The 18,430-nt window shown below is 53.8% G+C and carries 18 protein-coding genes; 6 read left to right on the top strand and 12 right to left on the bottom strand.

Annotated features, from left to right (window positions below):
* Nucleotides 1-2: 2 nt before the first annotated feature.
* From TMES_RS21215 to TMES_RS21205, 3 genes are all read left to right on the top strand, one after another.
* Nucleotides 3-1,508, top strand: coding sequence for a tripartite tricarboxylate transporter permease (locus TMES_RS21215; protein ID WP_085586359.1), 1,506 nt, complete (start codon nucleotides 3-5; stop codon nucleotides 1,506-1,508).
* Between the two features lie 88 nt (nucleotides 1,509-1,596).
* Complete coding sequence (locus tag TMES_RS21210) at nucleotides 1,597-2,844, top strand: CaiB/BaiF CoA transferase family protein (RefSeq protein ID WP_085586357.1); 1,248 nt, start codon at nucleotides 1,597-1,599, stop codon at nucleotides 2,842-2,844.
* Nucleotides 2,841-3,734: an HpcH/HpaI aldolase/citrate lyase family protein gene (locus TMES_RS21205; RefSeq protein WP_085586355.1), complete on the top strand. Its 894-nt coding sequence runs from the start codon at nucleotides 2,841-2,843 to the stop codon at nucleotides 3,732-3,734. The genes TMES_RS21210 and TMES_RS21205 overlap by 4 nt, the downstream gene beginning before the upstream one ends.
* 67 nt (nucleotides 3,735-3,801) lie before the next feature.
* Here the strand turns inward: TMES_RS21205 and TMES_RS21200 are convergent, their stop codons facing one another.
* From TMES_RS21200 to TMES_RS21175, 6 genes are read right to left on the bottom strand one after another with little or no spacing between them, the layout of a single operon-like run.
* Nucleotides 3,802-4,470 (bottom strand): RraA family protein, encoded by a 669-nt coding sequence (locus TMES_RS21200; RefSeq protein ID WP_085586353.1) that lies wholly within the window; start codon nucleotides 4,468-4,470, stop codon nucleotides 3,802-3,804.
* Complete coding sequence (locus tag TMES_RS21195) at nucleotides 4,467-5,219, bottom strand: FadR/GntR family transcriptional regulator (protein WP_085586351.1); 753 nt, start codon at nucleotides 5,217-5,219, stop codon at nucleotides 4,467-4,469. The genes TMES_RS21200 and TMES_RS21195 overlap by 4 nt, the downstream gene beginning before the upstream one ends.
* Nucleotides 5,213-6,031, bottom strand: coding sequence for an SDR family oxidoreductase (locus TMES_RS21190; RefSeq protein WP_085586349.1), 819 nt, complete (start codon nucleotides 6,029-6,031; stop codon nucleotides 5,213-5,215). Before TMES_RS21190 ends, TMES_RS21195 begins: the two co-directional genes overlap by 7 nt.
* Nucleotides 6,024-7,580, bottom strand: coding sequence for a tripartite tricarboxylate transporter permease (locus tag TMES_RS21185; RefSeq protein ID WP_085586347.1), 1,557 nt, complete (start codon nucleotides 7,578-7,580; stop codon nucleotides 6,024-6,026). The genes TMES_RS21190 and TMES_RS21185 overlap by 8 nt, the downstream gene beginning before the upstream one ends.
* A gap of 5 nt (nucleotides 7,581-7,585) precedes the next feature.
* Nucleotides 7,586-8,056: a tripartite tricarboxylate transporter TctB family protein gene (locus TMES_RS21180; protein WP_085586345.1), complete on the bottom strand. Its 471-nt coding sequence runs from the start codon at nucleotides 8,054-8,056 to the stop codon at nucleotides 7,586-7,588.
* A 20-nt stretch (nucleotides 8,057-8,076) separates the two neighbouring features.
* Complete coding sequence (locus TMES_RS21175) at nucleotides 8,077-9,045, bottom strand: tripartite tricarboxylate transporter substrate binding protein (RefSeq protein ID WP_085586343.1); 969 nt, start codon at nucleotides 9,043-9,045, stop codon at nucleotides 8,077-8,079.
* Between the two features lie 30 nt (nucleotides 9,046-9,075).
* Here TMES_RS21175 and TMES_RS21170 point away from each other — a divergent pair, with 30 nt between their 5' ends.
* Nucleotides 9,076-9,318: a hypothetical protein gene (locus TMES_RS21170; protein ID WP_085586341.1), complete on the top strand. Its 243-nt coding sequence runs from the start codon at nucleotides 9,076-9,078 to the stop codon at nucleotides 9,316-9,318.
* A gap of 18 nt (nucleotides 9,319-9,336) precedes the next feature.
* Here TMES_RS21170 and TMES_RS21165 read toward each other — a convergent pair whose 3' ends face one another.
* From TMES_RS21165 to TMES_RS21140, 6 genes are all read right to left on the bottom strand, one after another.
* Nucleotides 9,337-10,614: a TRAP transporter large permease gene (locus TMES_RS21165; protein ID WP_085586339.1), complete on the bottom strand. Its 1,278-nt coding sequence runs from the start codon at nucleotides 10,612-10,614 to the stop codon at nucleotides 9,337-9,339.
* Nucleotides 10,611-11,138 carry a TRAP transporter small permease gene (locus TMES_RS21160; RefSeq protein WP_085586337.1) on the bottom strand — a complete coding sequence of 176 codons (528 nt, stop codon included), beginning with the start codon at nucleotides 11,136-11,138 and terminating at the stop codon, nucleotides 10,611-10,613. Before TMES_RS21160 ends, TMES_RS21165 begins: the two co-directional genes overlap by 4 nt.
* 89 nt (nucleotides 11,139-11,227) lie before the next feature.
* Nucleotides 11,228-12,220, bottom strand: a complete 993-nt coding sequence (locus TMES_RS21155; protein ID WP_085586335.1) for a sialic acid TRAP transporter substrate-binding protein SiaP — start codon at nucleotides 12,218-12,220, stop codon at nucleotides 11,228-11,230.
* Nucleotides 12,221-12,375: 155 nt separating this feature from the next.
* A complete protein-coding gene (locus TMES_RS21150; RefSeq protein WP_085586333.1) occupies nucleotides 12,376-13,878 on the bottom strand; it encodes a UxaA family hydrolase in 1,503 nt (500 codons plus the stop codon).
* Nucleotides 13,875-14,999 carry a mannitol dehydrogenase family protein gene (locus tag TMES_RS21145; RefSeq protein ID WP_085586331.1) on the bottom strand — a complete coding sequence of 375 codons (1,125 nt, stop codon included), beginning with the start codon at nucleotides 14,997-14,999 and terminating at the stop codon, nucleotides 13,875-13,877. Before TMES_RS21145 ends, TMES_RS21150 begins: the two co-directional genes overlap by 4 nt.
* Entirely contained in the window at nucleotides 14,989-15,996 is a 1,008-nt protein-coding gene (locus tag TMES_RS21140) for a zinc-binding alcohol dehydrogenase family protein (RefSeq protein ID WP_085586329.1), read from the bottom strand. The genes TMES_RS21145 and TMES_RS21140 overlap by 11 nt, the downstream gene beginning before the upstream one ends.
* Before the next feature lie 211 nt (nucleotides 15,997-16,207).
* Here TMES_RS21140 and TMES_RS21135 point away from each other — a divergent pair, with 211 nt between their 5' ends.
* Both TMES_RS21135 and TMES_RS22725 read left to right on the top strand, forming a co-directional pair.
* Nucleotides 16,208-17,101, top strand: a complete 894-nt coding sequence (locus TMES_RS21135; RefSeq protein ID WP_085586387.1) for a GntR family transcriptional regulator — start codon at nucleotides 16,208-16,210, stop codon at nucleotides 17,099-17,101.
* A gap of 372 nt (nucleotides 17,102-17,473) precedes the next feature.
* Nucleotides 17,474-18,430, top strand: a 957-nt coding sequence (locus TMES_RS22725; RefSeq protein WP_211275982.1) for a hypothetical protein, incomplete at its 3' end; no start/stop codon positions are given.

Below are 18,430 nucleotides of genomic sequence, written 5' to 3'. Positions count from 1 at the left end.
CCATGCTTGATACTCTCGCCAGTCTCAGCGGCGGCTTTGAAACCGTGCTGACTTTTCACAATATTGTTCTGATTTTCCTTGCCGGGATTATCGGAACCGTTATCGGGGCATTGCCGGGATTGGGGCCTTCAGCCGGTATTGCGCTGATGCTGCCTTTGACATTTGGCATGCCCCATGCGTCGGGCCTGTGCCTTTTGACCGGCGTTTATATGGGCACCATGTATGGTGGCCGTATCACATCGATCCTGATCAATACGCCCGGTGATGCGCCTGCGATTATTACCGCCCTTGAAGGTTATCCGATGATGCGTCAGGGCAAGGGCGGGCTCGCCCTTGGTATTTCGGCGATCAGTTCGTTTGTCGGCGGCTTTTTCGGGTTGGCGGTGCTGGTTTTCTTTGCGCCAATCGTTGCCGAATACGCCATTTTCCTTGGGCCGCCGGAATATTTCATGTTGATGCTGGTGGGGCTGAGCACGATTGTGCTGTTGGCCGGTGATGATGTTTTCAAGGCCCTGATCGTGACCTGTTTCGGGTTTCTGGTCAGCACGTTTGGCAGTGATTATATTTCCGGCCATATCCGGTTTGCTTTCGTGCCCGAATTGATCGAGGGCATTGATTTTGTTGCCATTATCATTGGTCTTTATGGTCTGGGAGAGGTTTTTTATAACCTTGAACGTAAAATCGTCCTCAATCTTGGTAAGCCGAATTTCAGATTTTCTGATTATATTCCTGGCAAAGAAGACCTGAAGCAAGCATCTGGCCCAACCGTTCGCGGATCGGTTTTAGGAACGTTTATTGGCATTCTGCCCGGTGCCGGGGCGACAATTGCGACATTTCTGGCCTATGCGCTGGAACGCAAATTGTCGAAAAACCCCGAAAATTTCGGCAAGGGTGCGATTGCAGGGCTGGCCAGCCCCGAGGCATCGAACAATGCTGCGGTTCCCGGCTCGCTTATTCCGCTTATTACACTGGGGATTCCCGGTTCTGGCGGAACAGCAATCATGCTGGGTGCTTTGATCATGTTTGGTTTGCAGCCCGGTCCGCTTTTGATGATCCAGTCGGGCGATGTCGTTTGGGCGATGATTGCCGGTCTGATTTTGGCAAATTTCTTTTTGCTGGCATCAAACGTTTTGTTGATCCCATTATTTGTCAACATGCTGCGTCTGGTGCAAAAACATCTGCCCAGTATCGTGGTTGGGCTGTGCATCGTTGGGGCATTTTCGTTAAATTACGGCACCTTCAATATCTGGATCGCGCTGATCTTTGGCGTTATCGGCTATCTGATGCGCAAAAACGATTACCCGACCGGCCCGTTCATTCTGGCGGTGGTATTAGCCCCGTTGGCTGAAAACTATTTCCGCCAGTCGATCATGTTGGCCCAGGGCTCGTGGAGCATCTTTATCAACCGTCCGGTTTCACTGACGCTGGTTGTGTTCATGGTTCTGGTGGTTTGCGCCAGCATCATCAGCAAACAGTTGTTGCGTCGCCGTCGGGTGGGCACCGAATAATCGGGAGCCGCGACCGGTTCTTTGGCCGGTCGCGATTTTACCGACCTGAATTTCCAGAATAGATATAGAATTAAAGGACTGAATTGGCATGCACGCACCCACTTCACATTGGCGCAAAACAGCCTTCACACCCGAACAAAGCGGTGCTTTGAAAGGGCTTGTGGTTGTTGACCTTTCGCGTCTTGTCGCGGGCAATATGACATCGCTGCAACTGGCCGATTTTGGCGCTGATGTTATCAAGGTTGAGCCCGCGTCATCGGGGGATCCGTTACGGGCGTGGCAAAATGCCGGTGTGTCGTCGTTCTGGAAGGTTTACGGGCGCAACAAACGCAGTATTGCCCTGGATTTTCGCAAAGACGGAGCTATTGATGTTTTGCGCGGACTGATCGCCCACGCCGATGTGCTGATTGAAAATTTCCGCCCCGGCACAATGGAAAAAATGGGACTGGCCCCTGATCAATTGCGCAAGGATCATCCCGGTCTGGTGATTTTGCGGGTATCAGGGTTTGGGCAGACCGGACCATACAGCCCGCGCCCAGGGTTTGGTACTATTGTCGAGGGTATGTCGGGCTTTGCGCACCGCAACGGCGAAGCCGACGGCGGGCCGTTATTGCCACCCCTGGCGCTGGCCGACATGATTGCCGGTTTGTACGGTGCGTTTTCGGTGATGACCGCTTTGCGGGTGCGCGATGATACAGGTGCCGGGCAGGTGATTGACCTGTCGCTGCTGGAGCCGATTATTTCCACCCTTGGCCCCGAGGCTCTGGATTTTGCCCTGACCGGCAAGGCCAAGCCACGGGTTGGTAACGGGTCAAACACATCAAGCCCGCGTAATGTTTATCAAACGGCAGACGGGCTGTATGTGGCGCTGTCCGGGTCAATGCAGCGTATGGCGGAACGGCTGTTTCGTCTTATGGGCCGTGACGACATGAACAGCGACCCCCGCTATGCCACCAATGCGGCCCGTGTAGCCCATCGCCCGGAGGTTGACAAAATTGTCGGCGACTGGATCGGCCAATATACCCGCGATGAAGTGATGGAAAAATTTGAAGCTGCCGAAATAACCGCGTCACCGCTTTATAATATCGCCGATATTCACGAAGACCGGCATTTCATCGAGCGCGGCGTTTATGTCGATGTGCCCGACGATGACCTTGGCGAAATCGCCATGCACAGCCCGGTACCGCGCCTGTCTGATACGCCGGGCACCATCCGTTTTGCCGCCCCCGAACTGGGCGAGCATAGCGAACAGATCCTGCGCGACATTGGTTATGACGACGCCCGGGTTGAGGCTGCCTTTGAAAGTGGTCTGGTCAGCCGGAGTAAGAATAAATGATGGCTTTTCAGGATCATTCACCTTGTTCGTGGCGGTCATTGCTGTATGTGCCCGCCAATAACCCGCGATTTGTGGGCAAGGCCCAGCAGCGCGGGGCCGACGGCATTGTTTTAGACCTTGAAGACAGCGTAGCCGACACAGACAAGGAAAATGCCCGCAACCTGTGTGCCGAGGCCATTGCCAATATGGCCGATGGCCCCAGCGATGTTCTGGTGCGGATTAATGCCAGCCTGCGACAGGCTATTCCCGATCTGGAAAAAATCGTCCAGCCAGGTTTAAAGGCCATTTTGTTGCCCAAGGCAGATATGCCCGACAAAATTTCCCTGCTGGCAGAAACCCTTGACGAACTGGAAGCCGAGCGTGGCATTGCGCCAGGAAGCATCAAGTTCATTCCCATGATCGAGGCCCCGGCGGGCTTTTTCGCCGCCAGTGACATTGCCACGGCATCGTCACGATCAATCGGGTTGCTGTTGGGCAGTGAAGATTTCGCGACCGAGGCTGGTATGGACCCGGCCCCGGAAACCCTGTTATTGCCACGCCAGCAACTGGTATTTGCGGCACGCAAGGCCGGGCTGGTGCCCTATGGCTTGCTGGAAAGTGCGGCAGATTATTCCAACGTTGAAAAGACCCTGGAAATTGCCCGCCGTGCCGCCCGGTTTGGCTTTGAAGGGTCCACCTGTGTGCATCCGGCACTGGTGCCGGTTTTAAATCAGGCTTTTTCCCCTAGCGAGGATCAGATCAGCCATGCCCGTGAAGTGATGATTACACTGGATGAAGCCGCACGGCAGGGCAAGGGGGCTGCAGTGTTAAAAGGCCGTATGATTGATGCGCCGATGCGCAAGCGGGCCGAACGCCTTTTGCTACGCGCCAGGCGTTTTGGTTTGGTGTAGAATTTAATTCTGGAATGTAAAAGCGGGAAACAGCAACCGTCGTTTCCCGCTTTTTATTGTGCGCCTGTTAGGCCGCAGGCCAGACAGATTGCAGTTTTTCGCCCGTCAGCAAACGATCGCGGGCGGATTGTTCGTTCTTGCCTAACTCATCGGCAGCATCGGCAATGGCAACCAGCTGTTCCTTGGGCAGGGCGACAACGCCGTCAATATCTGCAAAAATCACATCGCCGGAGCGAATGGTGACACCGGCAATGGTTACGGGTACCTGCGAATGGCGAGGTTCTTTTTTGCCGGTAACACCAACCGGGCTGGGGTGCGTGCCAAATAACGGATAACCCAGCTCACGCACCTGGGCCAGATCGCGCACCGTGCCATTGACGATGGTGGCGGCAAGACCCCGGGTTTTTGACCCGGTGGACATCAACTCGCCTGTGCAGGACCCATCGGCGCAAGATGCATCAACCACCATAATGCCGCCTTTGGGCGCGTTATCAATGGCATTGTGATACACATCCTGCGGTTCGCCCTTGCGATCAGATGGTTCAAACAAAACCGTCACCGCAGGGCCACAAACGACTTCGCCTGGTGCCAACGTACCAAATAGCGAAATACCGCCCAGATAGCCCCACAGGCCCAGATGTTCCATGCTGTCGTGGATGTCGCCCGAATACCATTTTTTCAGGCGTTCGATGGCGTCCCAGTCGGTGTCTGAATAGTCGAATTTATTGGTGGTCATTCTTGGGTTTCCTTGTTCTGGGCTTTGGCGATGGCGACCTGCAAATATGCGCTGCTATTGTTGATATGCGCGGCAATGGCTTGTTTGGCGGTCGCTTCATCGCGGTTTTTAATCAGGTCATACAGGTGTTCGTGTTCTGCGCAGGCAACATCAAGCGATTTCACCGGCACCCGGCTGGTCACGCGGATAACATCCGTGATCAGCCCGTACAGATTATTGTATAAAACGGCCATCACATCGTTGCCGGCGGACTGCACCAGCGCGCGGTGAAAGGCAGCATCGCAATCGGTGAATTTGCCAAATTCGCCTGCGTGTGCCGTTTCCCGCAGATTGTTCATCGCCTTGTCAATTTCCGGCGTGATCGGGTTTTCCCGGGTAACAAGGGCACCGATGACTTCAACCTCAATCATGCGTCGAACATCCATCAACTGAACCAGATAGTCCGGGTTGGTGGAAAACAGCTGCCGCACGGTTGTGGCCAAGGTGCCGAGAAATTCGGCAACATCGTCACGAACAATCATGGCGCGTTCGCCATGTTTGCGCCGGACCAGCCCCTTGGTTTCCAGAATTTGCATCGCCTCGCGCACCGACCGCGTGCTGACATTGAAATCGCGCGCGATGGCACTTTCCGATGGCAGGCGGTCGCCAATGGGCAGGTTGCCGCTTAAAATCCGGTTTTCAAGGTCCTCGGCCACGCTTAAATGCAGTCTTTCACGATCTGCCGGGCGCGACGCACCTTCTATCACCATGCTGTAAACCCTCCATCAACCACAACGTTTGATCCTGTCATATAGGATGACGCGTCAGATGCAAGAAAACGGATCACGCCGTTATATTCGGTGATTTCAGCCTGGCGGCGCATGGGGACGCGATCAAGAAACGCATCAATGAATTCCTTGTCAAAGCTGGCTGTTTTAACACCGCCAAAGGAAATCAGGTTGGTGCGCACCCCTTTGGTGCCCCAATAGGTGGCAAGATAACGGGTTAAGTTTAATAAGGCCGACTTGGACGCGGCATAGGAAATGGCCTTCACAAATGGCACCCCGTCGCGTTCTTCACGGTAGGCATACAGGGATTGATTGGGCGACACCATGCCGTAAATCGACCCGACATTAATGATCGATCCCCGCCCGGCTTTTGCCATTTTGCTGCCAATGACCTGGCTGGTCAGCATGACGCCGGTCAGGTTGGTATCAATAATTTCATCCCAGTACCGCTGGGGGTAATCCTCGAACGGGGCGTTTTGTTCGGCCGATCCGTCGGGTTTGGAATCAATCCCGGCATTGTTGACCAGCACATCGGGCACACCCCAGTCGGCAACCAAAAGGTCGGTTGCTTTTTGCAGGGCTTCCTTGTCGGTAACACTGGCAACATAAACCCGGATATTGTCGGCAACATCGGGGAATTTTTCGGCAATCTGGTTGCGGTCAAACGGGCGGCGGCTATAGATGGCAACTTTCGCCCCGGCCTGTGCCAAAGACTGGGAAAATTGCGTGCCCAATTGTCCCAGACCACCGGTGACGACGATGACTTTGTTTTTAACGCTGAAAATATCAACCATGTTCGTTTCTCTCTTGTTCGTGGTCTGACGTATGTGTGGATAATGTTGACGGGTGTTTTGCCCGGCCCACGCGGCGCCAGGTGGCACGGGCAATGGGCAGGATCAGCAGCGAACAAACGATGACGCCCAGTACTGCTGCGATTGGTCGGTCAAAAAACCCGAGAAGATCTCCGTTGGCGATTTGCATCGACATAATGAAGTTGCGTTCAAGAACCGGCCCCAGAACAAGCCCCAGAATGATCGGCGCAATGGGAAAACCGTTTTCTTCAAGCAGGTAACCAACGATGCCAGCGACAAACATGACGCCGATATCGAAGGTGGAATTGTTAATTGCGAAGGATCCCAGAACGCAGCAGGCCAGAACAACTGGCACAATGACGCCGCGCGGCACCGACAAAACCCGACGCGCCCCTTTGATTGCCAGATACCCGATGGGGAACAGCAACAGATTGGCGAGGAAAAACGTCATGATGATTGCGGTGGGCATGGACGGGTTTTCGACAAACAGGCGCGGCCCGGGGTTAAGGCCCTTCATAAACAGAACACCAACTGCGATGGCGGTAACCGCATCGCCGGGAATGCCAAAAACCAGGGCCGGTATCCAGGCGCTTGAAAGTCCGGCATTGTTTGACGTGCTGGCTTCGATCAGGCCTTCTTCGTGGCCGGTGCCAAATTTTTCCGGAGTTTTCGACATCCGTTTGCTCATGCCATAGGCGATCCAGGCGGCAACGTCGCCGCCCACACCGGGCAATGCCCCAACCGCCGTGCCCAGCGATGCGCCACGCAAAAAGCTGAATGGATAGCGCATCAGCAAACGCCCCATGCCATGAAACGGACGCGCCCGTGACGTATCGGGGGCCGGGGGGAATGATGCGTTGGCGGAAAACCCGCGCAAAACCTCGGCAAAGGCAAACATGCCGATCATAACGGGAATAAAGCTGACCCCGCCCATAAGGTCGATAGAGCCAAAGGTAAACCGGGGCTGACCACTGGTGACATCAAGCCCGACCGTTGCGATTAACAACCCGATCAGCAAGGATATAAAGCCCCGTGCCGGGTCGCTGCTGCTGACCAGAGCGGATGTCATCAGGCCCAGCATGGCGAGCCAGAAAAATTCAAAGCTGGAAAACATCAGGGCGACATGGGCCAGAAGCGGCCCGGTCACCAGCAACACAACCGCCCCGACAAGCCCGCCACATGCAGAAAAGAAAATACCGATGCTAAGCGCGGTTTCGGCCTTGCCTTTCATGGTCAGGGCATAGGATTCATCGACATAGGCGGCCGATGCCGGGGTGCCGGGGATCCGTAACAGCGCACCGGGAATATCCCCGGCAGTAATCGCCATGGCAGTTGTTGAAACGATCAGGGCAATCGCAGGCACCGGGTCCAGATAAAAGGTTAATGGCACCAGAAGGGCCGTTGCCATGGTGGCGGTCAGGCCCGGTATGGCCCCGATAAACAGGCCATAAACCGCACCGCCCAGAATGGCGAGCAGGACCGGGGCCTGAAAAACGATATTTGCAGCGGTAGCGAATGTTTCAAATGTCATGCTTGTCACCACGGCAAAGGAAGTGGCCCCGCCGACAGCGGAACATACAGGATTTGCGCAAATACATATTGCAGGCCCAAAATCACGATCAGACCAACCGGCAGCGCAATAACGAGGCGGATTTGCAAAAGCAGCATCAACCCGATGGTGTAGACCAGCCCGAGAAGGGGAAAGCCGATGACCGGCAGGGCGTAAATGGCCACAAGCACACCGGTCATGGTCCAGATCGCGCTGATAATGCCGCGTGTGCGACCCTGCCAGGCCGATATATCGAACCACGGCCCGTGATGCGTAGTACGCAGCGCGGCAATCATGATTTTGAGCGACAGCCCCAGCATGGCAACGCCAATCAAAGTTGGCATCAGGTTGGGGCCAAAGGTGGTTCCTGGCACAGCGGGAAGCTGCTGTGCCAGAAAGATGACCCCACATCCAAGAACGGCGAATATCAAACCGGTAAGGCGGTCATCGATACGCATGGTAATGCTCCAGCCTATCGTTATTTCGCCAGTCCCAGGGTCTTCATGGTTTTCACCAGCCCTTCACGCGATTGCATGACGGTTTTGGTGAAATCTGTGCTGTTCTGATAGGCAACCGAAAACCCGCGCGATGCCATGAATTTATGGAATTCCCGGTCTTCAGTAATGTCTTTCAGGGTTTTTGACAGCGTTTTTGTGATGTCGTCCGGCAGGCCCTTGGGGGCGGCTAACCCGCGAAATGGCAGGGGCGACCAATTGATGTTGAAGGCCTCGGTGGTGGTGGTAAGGTCAGGCCAGGCATCGCTGCGTTCGTTTGAAACAAGGGCCAGCGTTTTGGCTTCGCCGGCTTCAACCAGCGACCGTGCTTCGGCCGGGGATGTTGAGACAACATCAATGGCACCTGCGGCAAGTTGCTGCATAGCCGGGGCGGCACCATCCGATGCAATCCACGGGCTGGCATCGGGGTTAACATCAAGCGTGTTTAACAAGCCCGCCCAGGCCAGATGCGACAGGCCACCCCGGTTTGCCCCGGATGCTTTGATATCGCCGGGATGGGCTTTGACCGCCTTGATCAGGTCTTCAACACTGTTATAGGGCGCATCGGCGCGTACATTTACCGCAATCGGGTCGGCATTAAAACGACCGATCAGGGTGAAATCTTCGGGTGTGGCACCGGGAATACCCTGTGCGTCATACATGGTCATTTCGATGGTCACAACGCCTAGCGTATAGCCATCAGCTGGCGCATTGGCGATGGCAACATGGCCAACTACGCCGCCACCACCGGTCCGGTTTACAACGTTAACTGGCTGACCAAGGCGTTGTTCAAGTTGCTGGGCAACGGCACGAGCCGTGGCATCGGTGCCGCCACCGGCTGACCACGGCACAATAATGGTAACAGCCCGTTCGGGCCATTTGGCAAAAGCGGATTGGGAAAAACTTGCACAGGCGAGGGCAATCGCACCAAGGGCGACTAAAGTCCGTTTCATTATATTTCCTCCCGAAAGGATATCGCATTTTTGCGTGTTTTTGTCCGGGTTGTTCCCGGTGCTTCATCATCTTATGTCATAAGTCATATGTCAAGAGTAAAGCAGTTAAAAAACATCAGCAAACGGGATGAAATGATTGTTGATTTGAATAGGGAGGTGGTGCGGGCCGGTTTGGCGAGCGATGTGATTTTGCCCAAAGCCCAGCCGGGTTTGTTCGGGGAATATAAAAACGGCACAGGACCACCTGTTTTCGGTGGGCCTGTGCCGGTGTAAAAAGGGCTGGAACCGGGCTTAACGATAAAGCAGGGTCGGCAGTGCCATGCTGAGTTGCGGGATGAAAGCCAGCAAGAACAGCACGATCAAAAGCGGAATGAGGAAAGGAGCTGTTGCCTTCACACATTCTTCAAACCGTACGCCGGAAACGCGCGACAGCACATAAAGCACCATACCAACCGGTGGCGTGAGCAAGCCCAGCATTAAATTCAGAATAACGATGATGCCAAGGTGAACCGGGTCAATCCCCACGCTATGGGCAACTGGCAACAATACCGGCACTAAAATGGTGATGGCGGCAATGGTTTCCATAAAGCAGCCAACGACGAGAACCAGCAGCATGATCAGGACAATGATCAGGTTTTTATTGTCGGTAAAACCAAGCACAAAGTTCGCCAGATGCTGAGCCGACTGGTTGGCGGTTAAAATCCAGGCGAAAACGGCGGCGGCACCCACAATCAGCATAATGGCAGCCGTGGTTTCAACCGTATCCATGGTCACACGCAGCAAGTGGCGGATGGTCAAGGTGCGATAAATTACGGTGCCCAGTACCAGCGAATAGGCCACAGCGCCGACGGCGGCTTCTGTCGGAGTGAACAGACCGGTTGAGATGCCGCCAATAATAATCACCGGCGTCATCAACGGCAGGAAGGCATCCTTGCTGGCCTTGCCCAGAATGACCCACGAAAAGGCGAGGTCACGCGGATAGTTCCGGCGCCGCGAATACCACGCGACCATAATCATAAGGGCAACAGCCATCAGCAGGCCGGGGATGATGCCTGCCAGAAATAACTGCCCGATCGAAACCTGGGCAATAACGCCATATAAAACCAGCGGCAGCGACGGCGGAATGATAGGGCCAATGGTAGAAGACGCTGCGGTAATGCCAACGGCAAAGGCGGTATCATACCCGGCATCGCGCATGGCCTTGATTTCGACATTGCCAAGGCCACCGGCATCGGCGACAGCAGCACCCGACATTCCGGCAAAAATGACACTGGCCCCGACATTCACATGCCCCAGCCCACCGGGCATCCAGCCGACAATGGCGCGGGCAAAATTGAAAATACGTACCGTAATGCCCCCGGTATTCATCAAATGACCGGCCATAATGAAAAACGGCACAGCCAGCAATGGAAAGCTGTTAACCCCGTTGATCATGTTGTGCAGCATGGTAATGGGCGGCATGCCTGCAATGAAAAGATAGGCCAGCGACGACCCGGCCAGCGCAACGGCAACCGGCGCACCACACACCAGCAGCACAGCCAGCAAAATAAACATAATGGCCAAGCTCATGGCGCAGGTCTCCGCAGGGAATGAAATGCTCGAACCAGCGTGACAAGGGCCGTAATGGCCAGACAGATAACAACGGCCCAGAACATCCAGGATCGTGAAATATCAATGCTGATCATGCGTTGGCGGCCCATGCGGTTTGCCAGCATAACGCCTGACCATGCGGCATAGGCAAAAAAAGCCGCTGTTATCAAATCCATCAGGAAAAACAAGGCGCGCGATGCTGCCTTGGGCAGGTAAAGATGGAAAAAATCGAGATAGATGTGGCTTTTCTTGCGCGCACAAATGGCGGCACCGGAAAACGTCACGACGATTAACAAATAGCGGGCGATTTCCTCGGTCCAGGAAATGGAATTATTCAGCACATAGCGCGAAAAAAATTGCAGGAAAACAACAAGAATTAACGCCCAGAACACCGCGAATATTGGTGCATCCCACCAGGAAATATCGCTGATATCGGTTTGTTGGGCATCAATCTGGCTGGTGATTTCCTTGGCAATTTCACTGTCGCTTGAAAGGTCGTTCATGGGCCACCTTCAGCATCAAACAGCAAGACAGGACGGATGAAGCAGGGAGACACCCCATCCGTCCCATTGGTCAGGCACAGACAAGCAAATTACTTGCCAATAGCCTGCAAACGGTCAAACGTTTCCGGCGACCATGGCATGTCCTTGCCTTTCAGCAACGGCTGAACAATGTCCATGAACGGCTGGCGGTCAACATCATGAACCTTTACACCTTTATCCTTGAACCACTGAACCAGAGAAGCTTCCTGATCGCGGACTTCTTTGGTGGCTGTGGCCGAGGCATCACGCAAAATACCGATAATGATTTTGCGGTCTGCTTCGTCGATATTGTCATAGGTGGTGCCAGACATCAGGGTGGTCAGGGTCGCAATGGTATGACCCGTCAGGCTGATATCGCTTTGTACTTCATAAAACTGGCCTGCCTTGATGGTCGGCAACGGGTTTTCCTGGGCATCGACAACACCCTGCTGCAGGCCAAGGTAAACCTCGGAAAAGGCCATCGGGGTGGGGTTGGCGCCAACGGCCTTGGGGAACAGGGTATAGGCCGGTGCGTTCGGCACGCGAATTTTAAGGCCCTTCATGTCGGAAGGTTTGAGGATTGGCTTGTTCGCGGTTACCTGACGGGTGCCATAATAGGTGTGCGTGATCAGGACGTTGCCGGTCGCGTCCTGATAGCCCTTTGCCATTTCATCGCGCAGATCGCTGTTCCAGAAGGCTTCCCAATGGTCGTAATTGCGAAAGACAAACGGGTAATCGATCAGGCCGATATCGGGGTAGCTTTGTGCCATAAAGGCGGGGCCGGTATAGATCAGGTCCACTGTGCCCAGCGACAGGCCTTCATTGATGGATTCTTCATTGCCCAGCGAAGATGACGGAAAGACCTGCATTTCATAGCGGTCATCGGTCTTGGCTTTGATTTCCTTGGCCGCGTCAAGCAGCACCTTATGGTACGGCGTTGATTCATCATAAACATGGGCGAATTTCAGAACCGTTGTGGCCTGTGCCGATGTGACAAGGCCAAAGGCAAGCGTTGCCGCAACCAGTGCTGTTGATGGAACTATGGCCTTAAGTGACTTGAACATTCAGGGGTTTCCTCCCGTTGAGTAATATGAATTATTTGATCTTCATTATTATTGGTTTTGCCGCCAGGTGGCGGAAAGGCAGGTTTGCGGGTTGATTTTTTGCAAACCTGCCAAAGGGTGTTGTGTTTCGGCAAAGTGTTGAGGCTTAGCGGTGCTTAAAGAACAGCACCGATTTTCCACGGCACAAATTCATTGTCGCCATAGCCAAAATCTTCGCTTTTGGTTTTGGCACCCGATGCCGTATCCAAAAGGGTGTTGTAAATTTGCAGCCCCAGTTCGTCGTGGGTTTGCAGGCCGGTAATGACGGTGCCGCAATCAATGTCCATGTCTTCGGGCATGCGGGCAAACAGTGTGCTGCTGGATGCCAGTTTTAGCGACGGTGCCGGTTTGGCACCAAAACACGACCCGCGACCGGTGGTAAAGGCAATGATATTGGCCCCGCTGGCAACCTGGCCGGTGGCCGAAACCGGGTCATAACCGGGGCTATCCATGTAAACCAGCCCGTGTTTGCGCACCGGGTAGGCATAGCCGATGGCATCGGAAACCGGTGCCCGGCCCGATTTGGCAACAGCACCCAGCGATTTTTCCAAAATGGTGGTCAAACCGCCCCGTTTGTTGCCCGGGGACGGGTTGTTATCCAGCGTGGCATTGTTCTTTTCGGCGTAGTCTTTCCACCATTCGATCATTTCGGCGATGCGCGCGCCGGTTTGGGCGTCTGAGCGTGCGATCAGCAAATGTTCGGCGCCAAAAATTTCGGGTGTTTCCGACAAAAGGCTGGTGCCACCTGCTGCAACCAAAAGATCGCTGGCAACGCCAAGGGCCGGGTTGGCGGAAAGCCCCGAAAAACCGTCGGACCCGCCACATTGCATCCCTAAAACAAGTTCAGATGCCGGGCAGGTTTCACGCTGGTCCTGCGAGACGATTTTGGCAATGCCATCGAGAATTTCAACAGCCTTGCGCACGGCTGATGACGACCCGGCGGCGGACTGGATGTTGAAACTGGCATAGCGCGCGGCGTGTTCAGGGTCATCCATCTCGCCATATGCACTCAGCTGGTTAACCTCGCAGCCCAGACCGACCAGCAACACACCGCCAAAATTGGCATGATCGCGGTAGCCGCCAAGGGTGCGGACCAGAATGTCATATCCTTCGCCGTGATTAACCATGCCACAGCCCTGATCGTGAACAATCGGGGCGAAACCATCAATACCGGGATATTTGGGCAACAGCGTGCGGGTGGCGGCCTCGGCAATGGCGCGGCATACCGTGGCCGAACAATTTACCGTCGAGACAATGCCGATATAATTGCGCGTGCCAACCCGGCCATTTTTACGACGATAACCCATAAAGGTGTCGCGGGCCGGGCGCGGCAAGGTGGGGGTGGTGGTTTCCCCCGCGCCAAGGCGGGCATCGCCCATTGCCAGATTGTGGCTATGAACCAGGCAGCCGGTGGCGATATCGGAAGTGGCGACACCGATGACCTGACCGTATTTTACAATCTGCTCGCCCTGTTTGATATCGCGGGCGGCAAATTTGTGACCGGCACCGATATCTTCGGCGGTGGTAACGCCGGGGGATGATATATCGCCTGCCAGTAATGGCAGTAACGCGATCAGGACATTGTCGGTTTCGTCAAGGCGAAGGGCGTTAATCTTCATGGTGCGGGAACCTTGTTGATCATGGCGGCAAGGGTTGGTTTTTTTGTTGTGTCACCGTGGCTTTGGGCCCAGTGCATAAACCCCTGAATACGGCGTTCGGTTTTTTGGCGGTGGTTTTGGGCAATATCGGCCAGACGATGATCGAGAAACGGGTTGCGGAACCGGTCCAGCGTTGTGGCCAGATAGGCTCTGGCGCGCTCTTCCATTCCGGCCGCCGCAAAGCCGGGAATAACTTCTCGTTCGTAAAGGTCGTGAAGTGCTTCCGTTATGGCCGGGTTTTCCAGAAACCGGACAACCGACATGGCTTTGTCGCTGCCATGGCGTTGCCACTGATCGGCAAGCCAGGTGTGACCCAGATTAAGGATAAACAGTTTTAAGGCTTCGATTTCATCAAGCGTTTCAACCAGTTCAATTGCCGGGTGCAAGCACGGCAGGATTAACCCGGCTTGTTGTTCAACGGCCCAAAGCGCATAGGGTTCACAGATGGCCCCGGCGGGTTCGATGGGCTCGGACACAATACGATCCACCAGTGAATTGGCCCAGATGACCCGGTGTTCCAGCCAGTCTTGAAATTCGCTGTCGTCAATGGCGGCAATTGCAAGCACGCAGGCGCGCAGGACATCTCCATTTGCGGGGACAAGTTCCATGGGCAAAATTGTAAGGGGCCGCCCGTGTGCCAGATAGCGTTCCTTTAACAGCAACCGCAATTTGGCCGGGAAGGACATGGCCTGGTCAAATTCGGTACTTTTGTCGGCGGGGTGCGGGGCATAACCGGCGTCACCGGTGTTTGAAACAATATATTCGGCCTCGTTAACAACAATGGCGGCAATTTTGGGCCAGTCGGTTGCGGTTGACAGGGTGCGGGTAACGGACCGTACCTTTTGGTGCCGGTCGACGACAACGCCGTTTTCAAGGCCGCGAATATGCACAGGGTACCCGTCCTCGGCGGCCAGTGCGGCAAGGCGGCTGGCCCGGCTGGCGTCCCCGCTGGATTGCACAACGGTAATTGGGCCAATGGCCTGTCCGCGTTGCAGGGCCTCGTCAATAAACAGATCAAAATGGGCCTGCAAAAAACGGCTGGTGCCAAACTGAATAATCGGGGTGGGAAACCTAACCGACATGAAGAATGGCTTTCACAATATCTTCGCGGTTATGGCCCCATGCGGCTAATTGTTGCACGCCTTCGTCAAACGATGCTTCATGGGTGTTAAGCAAATCAACCGGCACATCACCAGCGCGCATGTGGGACATAACTTTTTCAAAGTCTTCTTTAAGGGCGTTGCGGCTGCCCATCAGGGTGGTTTCGCGTTTGTGAAATTCCGGGTCATCGATGCGCAATTCGCCCTTGACCACACCCACCAGCACCAGCGTGCCGCCATGGGCCAGGTCGTTAATCGCAACATTCATGGCCTTGATATTGCCTGTGGCGTCAAAAACGGTCTCAAAACCGTCGCCGGGCAATTCTGCCGCCGGGTCATTGGCAAGAACTCCCTTTGATCCCTTAACCATCGCGCAGGCGCGGTCCAGCCGGGTTTGGCTGGTATCACGAAGGGTTACTTTGGCCCCGGCAAAGCTGGCAAACAGGGCGGTGCCAATGCCGATCGGCCCGGCACCCACAACCAGCGCCTGTGTTCCGGCCTGAAGGCGCGACCGTGCAACGGCATGGGCACCAATGGCCAAAAATTCAACCATGGCGGCGTCCCGCGCGGTTAGGCCGGTGGCAGGGTACAGGTTTGATTCCGGCACGCAGATCTGGTCGCACATGCCGCCATCGCCGTGCACCCCCAGAACCGATATTGATGTGCAGCAGTTTGGCTTTCCAATTGTACAGGCATGGCAAGTGCCACAGGTGACATAGGGATTGACCACAACCAGATCCCCAACCGCGATGTTGCCGGTTGTTGAGGCATCAAGGGCGGTGCCCGAAAGCTCATGCCCCATGACGCGGGGATACTGCAAAAACGGGTGCAGGCCTTCCATGATGTGGTAATCGGTGCCACAAATGCCGATGCTGCGAATAGCGACCCGAATGTGGCCGGGTTTTGGCGACGGGAAAGGGGCTGTTCCGCTGGCAAGCTGGCCGGGTTCTACACAAACGATGGTTTTCATGGCGGTCATGGCATTTCCCTATTGGTCGCGTTTTGGGTCTGTGACGCCCAAATTGTATTTTATACATAAAAAACAAACTGAATTTGCCGTCAACTGTTTTTTATGCATAAAATACTTACGACGCAAAATCGGAGCAAAGTGCCGTCGTCAGGATAAAGCGATTGCCTTTGTTGCCCGGGACGGGCATTTTTTGCCAAACGGGTGGGGAAACCAGAACGACGTGGCCAAAACAAACCGGACTTACAAGGAAACTTACAACGTTTGCCTTGACCATATTCAGGGTGTTGGCGCTGGTGCGTGTTTGCCATCGGAAAAGGAAATGGCCGCCCGGTGGTTGATCAGCCGCAGCACCGTTCGGGCGGTATTGGAACATCTCTCCGATCAAAATATTATCCACTGGAAAGGGCGCGAAAAAACGGTTTTGCGCCTGCCAACTAAGGACGATTATTTTCAGGCCAGCGAAACCCGCCCGACATCGGCCCTGATCGAACCGGCATTTATGCAATATATCGTTGGCGGTGATTTGGCGCCGGGCACGGTTTTACGGGAAAGTGAACTGGCAAAAAACTTCGGTGTCAGTGCATCCTCTGTTCGTGAATATCTGATCCGCTTCTCGCGCTATGGCCTGATCGAGAAAAAACCCAACCGCCATTGGGTATTAAACGGATTTACCCGTGAATTTGCGATGGAATTGTTTGATGTGCGCGAAATGTTCGAATTGCGTGCGTTTGACCATTTTACACGACAGGCGCGCCAGTCTGCATGTTGGAAGACACTGCAACAACTGGGCATCGAACATCGGGACGTTCAAACTGATATCGATGCGAAATATGCGTTGTTCCCACGGCTGGATGACCGCTTTCACCGGGTGCTGATTTCAACCTACAACAATCGTTTTGCCGATGATTTTTATGATCTGGTCGCCCTGATTTTCCATTACCATTATCGCTGGAACAAGGCGGACGAAAAAAATCGCAATGCGGCGGCTGTCATTGAACATTTGCAAGTGATCGATGCTCTTGAAGCGGGCGATTTTGCCGCCGCACGCCTGTTTTTCCAAAACCATCTTGAAACCGCCCGACGGACATTATTGTCATCAGTCAGTTGGGATTAGGTTTCGTGTAAATTTTACCGAAAACCTGACTTTTGTGGCGTACTGTTATGAGATTTCTGTAAAAACCTAGGGGATCGCGCGAAAAATTCTCTATCAGCTCATCGTCGCTTCAGGACCATAAGTTTCCGCTGTAATGCGTCCAGTGTGGAGAGTTAAATTATTTTTTTATTATCAATGGTTGTGGCAATAGACAATATTCCGAATATTTTCATTTCATAATATTTGCTGAATCTGGCTCAATGTCTGATTTTGTCAGTATTTGCGACGAATTTTACTTTAAAAAATTTTAAAAAAAGAGCTTACTCCGTCAAACAGGATGGTCAGTGCATGTCATGCGTGGGGCTGTCCTTTTTGTTTTGGGGGAGACATTATATGACAAAACGGGTTTCGGGCTTTCGTGGGCAGCTATTGATAGGGGTGTCGTTGGTCGCTATCGGTGCCCTTCCGTTAACGTCAAGTCCTGCCCTGGCTGTTTCAAGTTGTTCTGTGGTCTCCACTGACACAACTATTGGGAGTTCTTCCACCTGTGTCGAATGGACCGCCGGTGGTCTTGAGGTCGCGAGCGGTATTACCTTGGTTGGCAATAATACTGCCGTACGGATTGAGTCAGGTGATACTGTTGGTACATTTATAAATAATGGTCGCGTAGAATCTTCCGAGGTGGAGTTTAATAATGCTGGCATCGTCGTCGGTGTTATTAACAATGGTGTGATAACCGGTTCGTCTGCAGCGTTGTATAACTATGGAAGTATAGGATTTATAAAAAATACCGGAAATATATCAGCTGTATATACCGGACTTTATAACGCAGGATCAAAAACAATAGGGTCTATTGTCAATTCTGGTTCTATTTCAGCGAAAACAGCTATTTATAATAGCGGGTCAATCGCAACAATCTCAAACAGCGGTACGATCTCGGCAACAGATACGGCATTGCTTACATATGTAGGTGGCACTACCGGTTTAGTTGTAAATACAGGTTTTATTTCTGGGAAATATGCAATCAAATCGAGTGGTAGCATCGGAACTATTTCCAACAGCGGTACTATTGTGAGTACAGATGTGAGTGCCATCTACAACCAAACCAAAAATTCGATGCTGATTGAGAATAGTGGCACGATTGCCGGGGACGTTGTTGCTGTTTCCACCGGCAGTTTTACCATCGCCGGTGGCAGTGACAGCAGCCATTATGGCGTGATGACGGGCAAAAATTTGACGACTGAAAGTGGCAACATCGGTACGATCACGCATACCAAAGATGACCTGCATTTTACATCCGGTTATTTGCTGCTGAACGATAATATCAATGCCGGTAGCTATTCCGTGATC

The organism is Thalassospira mesophila, from assembly GCF_002115755.1.
GTDB classification, from domain to species: Bacteria; Pseudomonadota; Alphaproteobacteria; order Rhodospirillales; family Thalassospiraceae; genus Thalassospira; species Thalassospira mesophila.
Note: the sequence above shows the minus strand (reverse complement) of the source record. Positions and strands in the feature narration are given on the sequence as shown.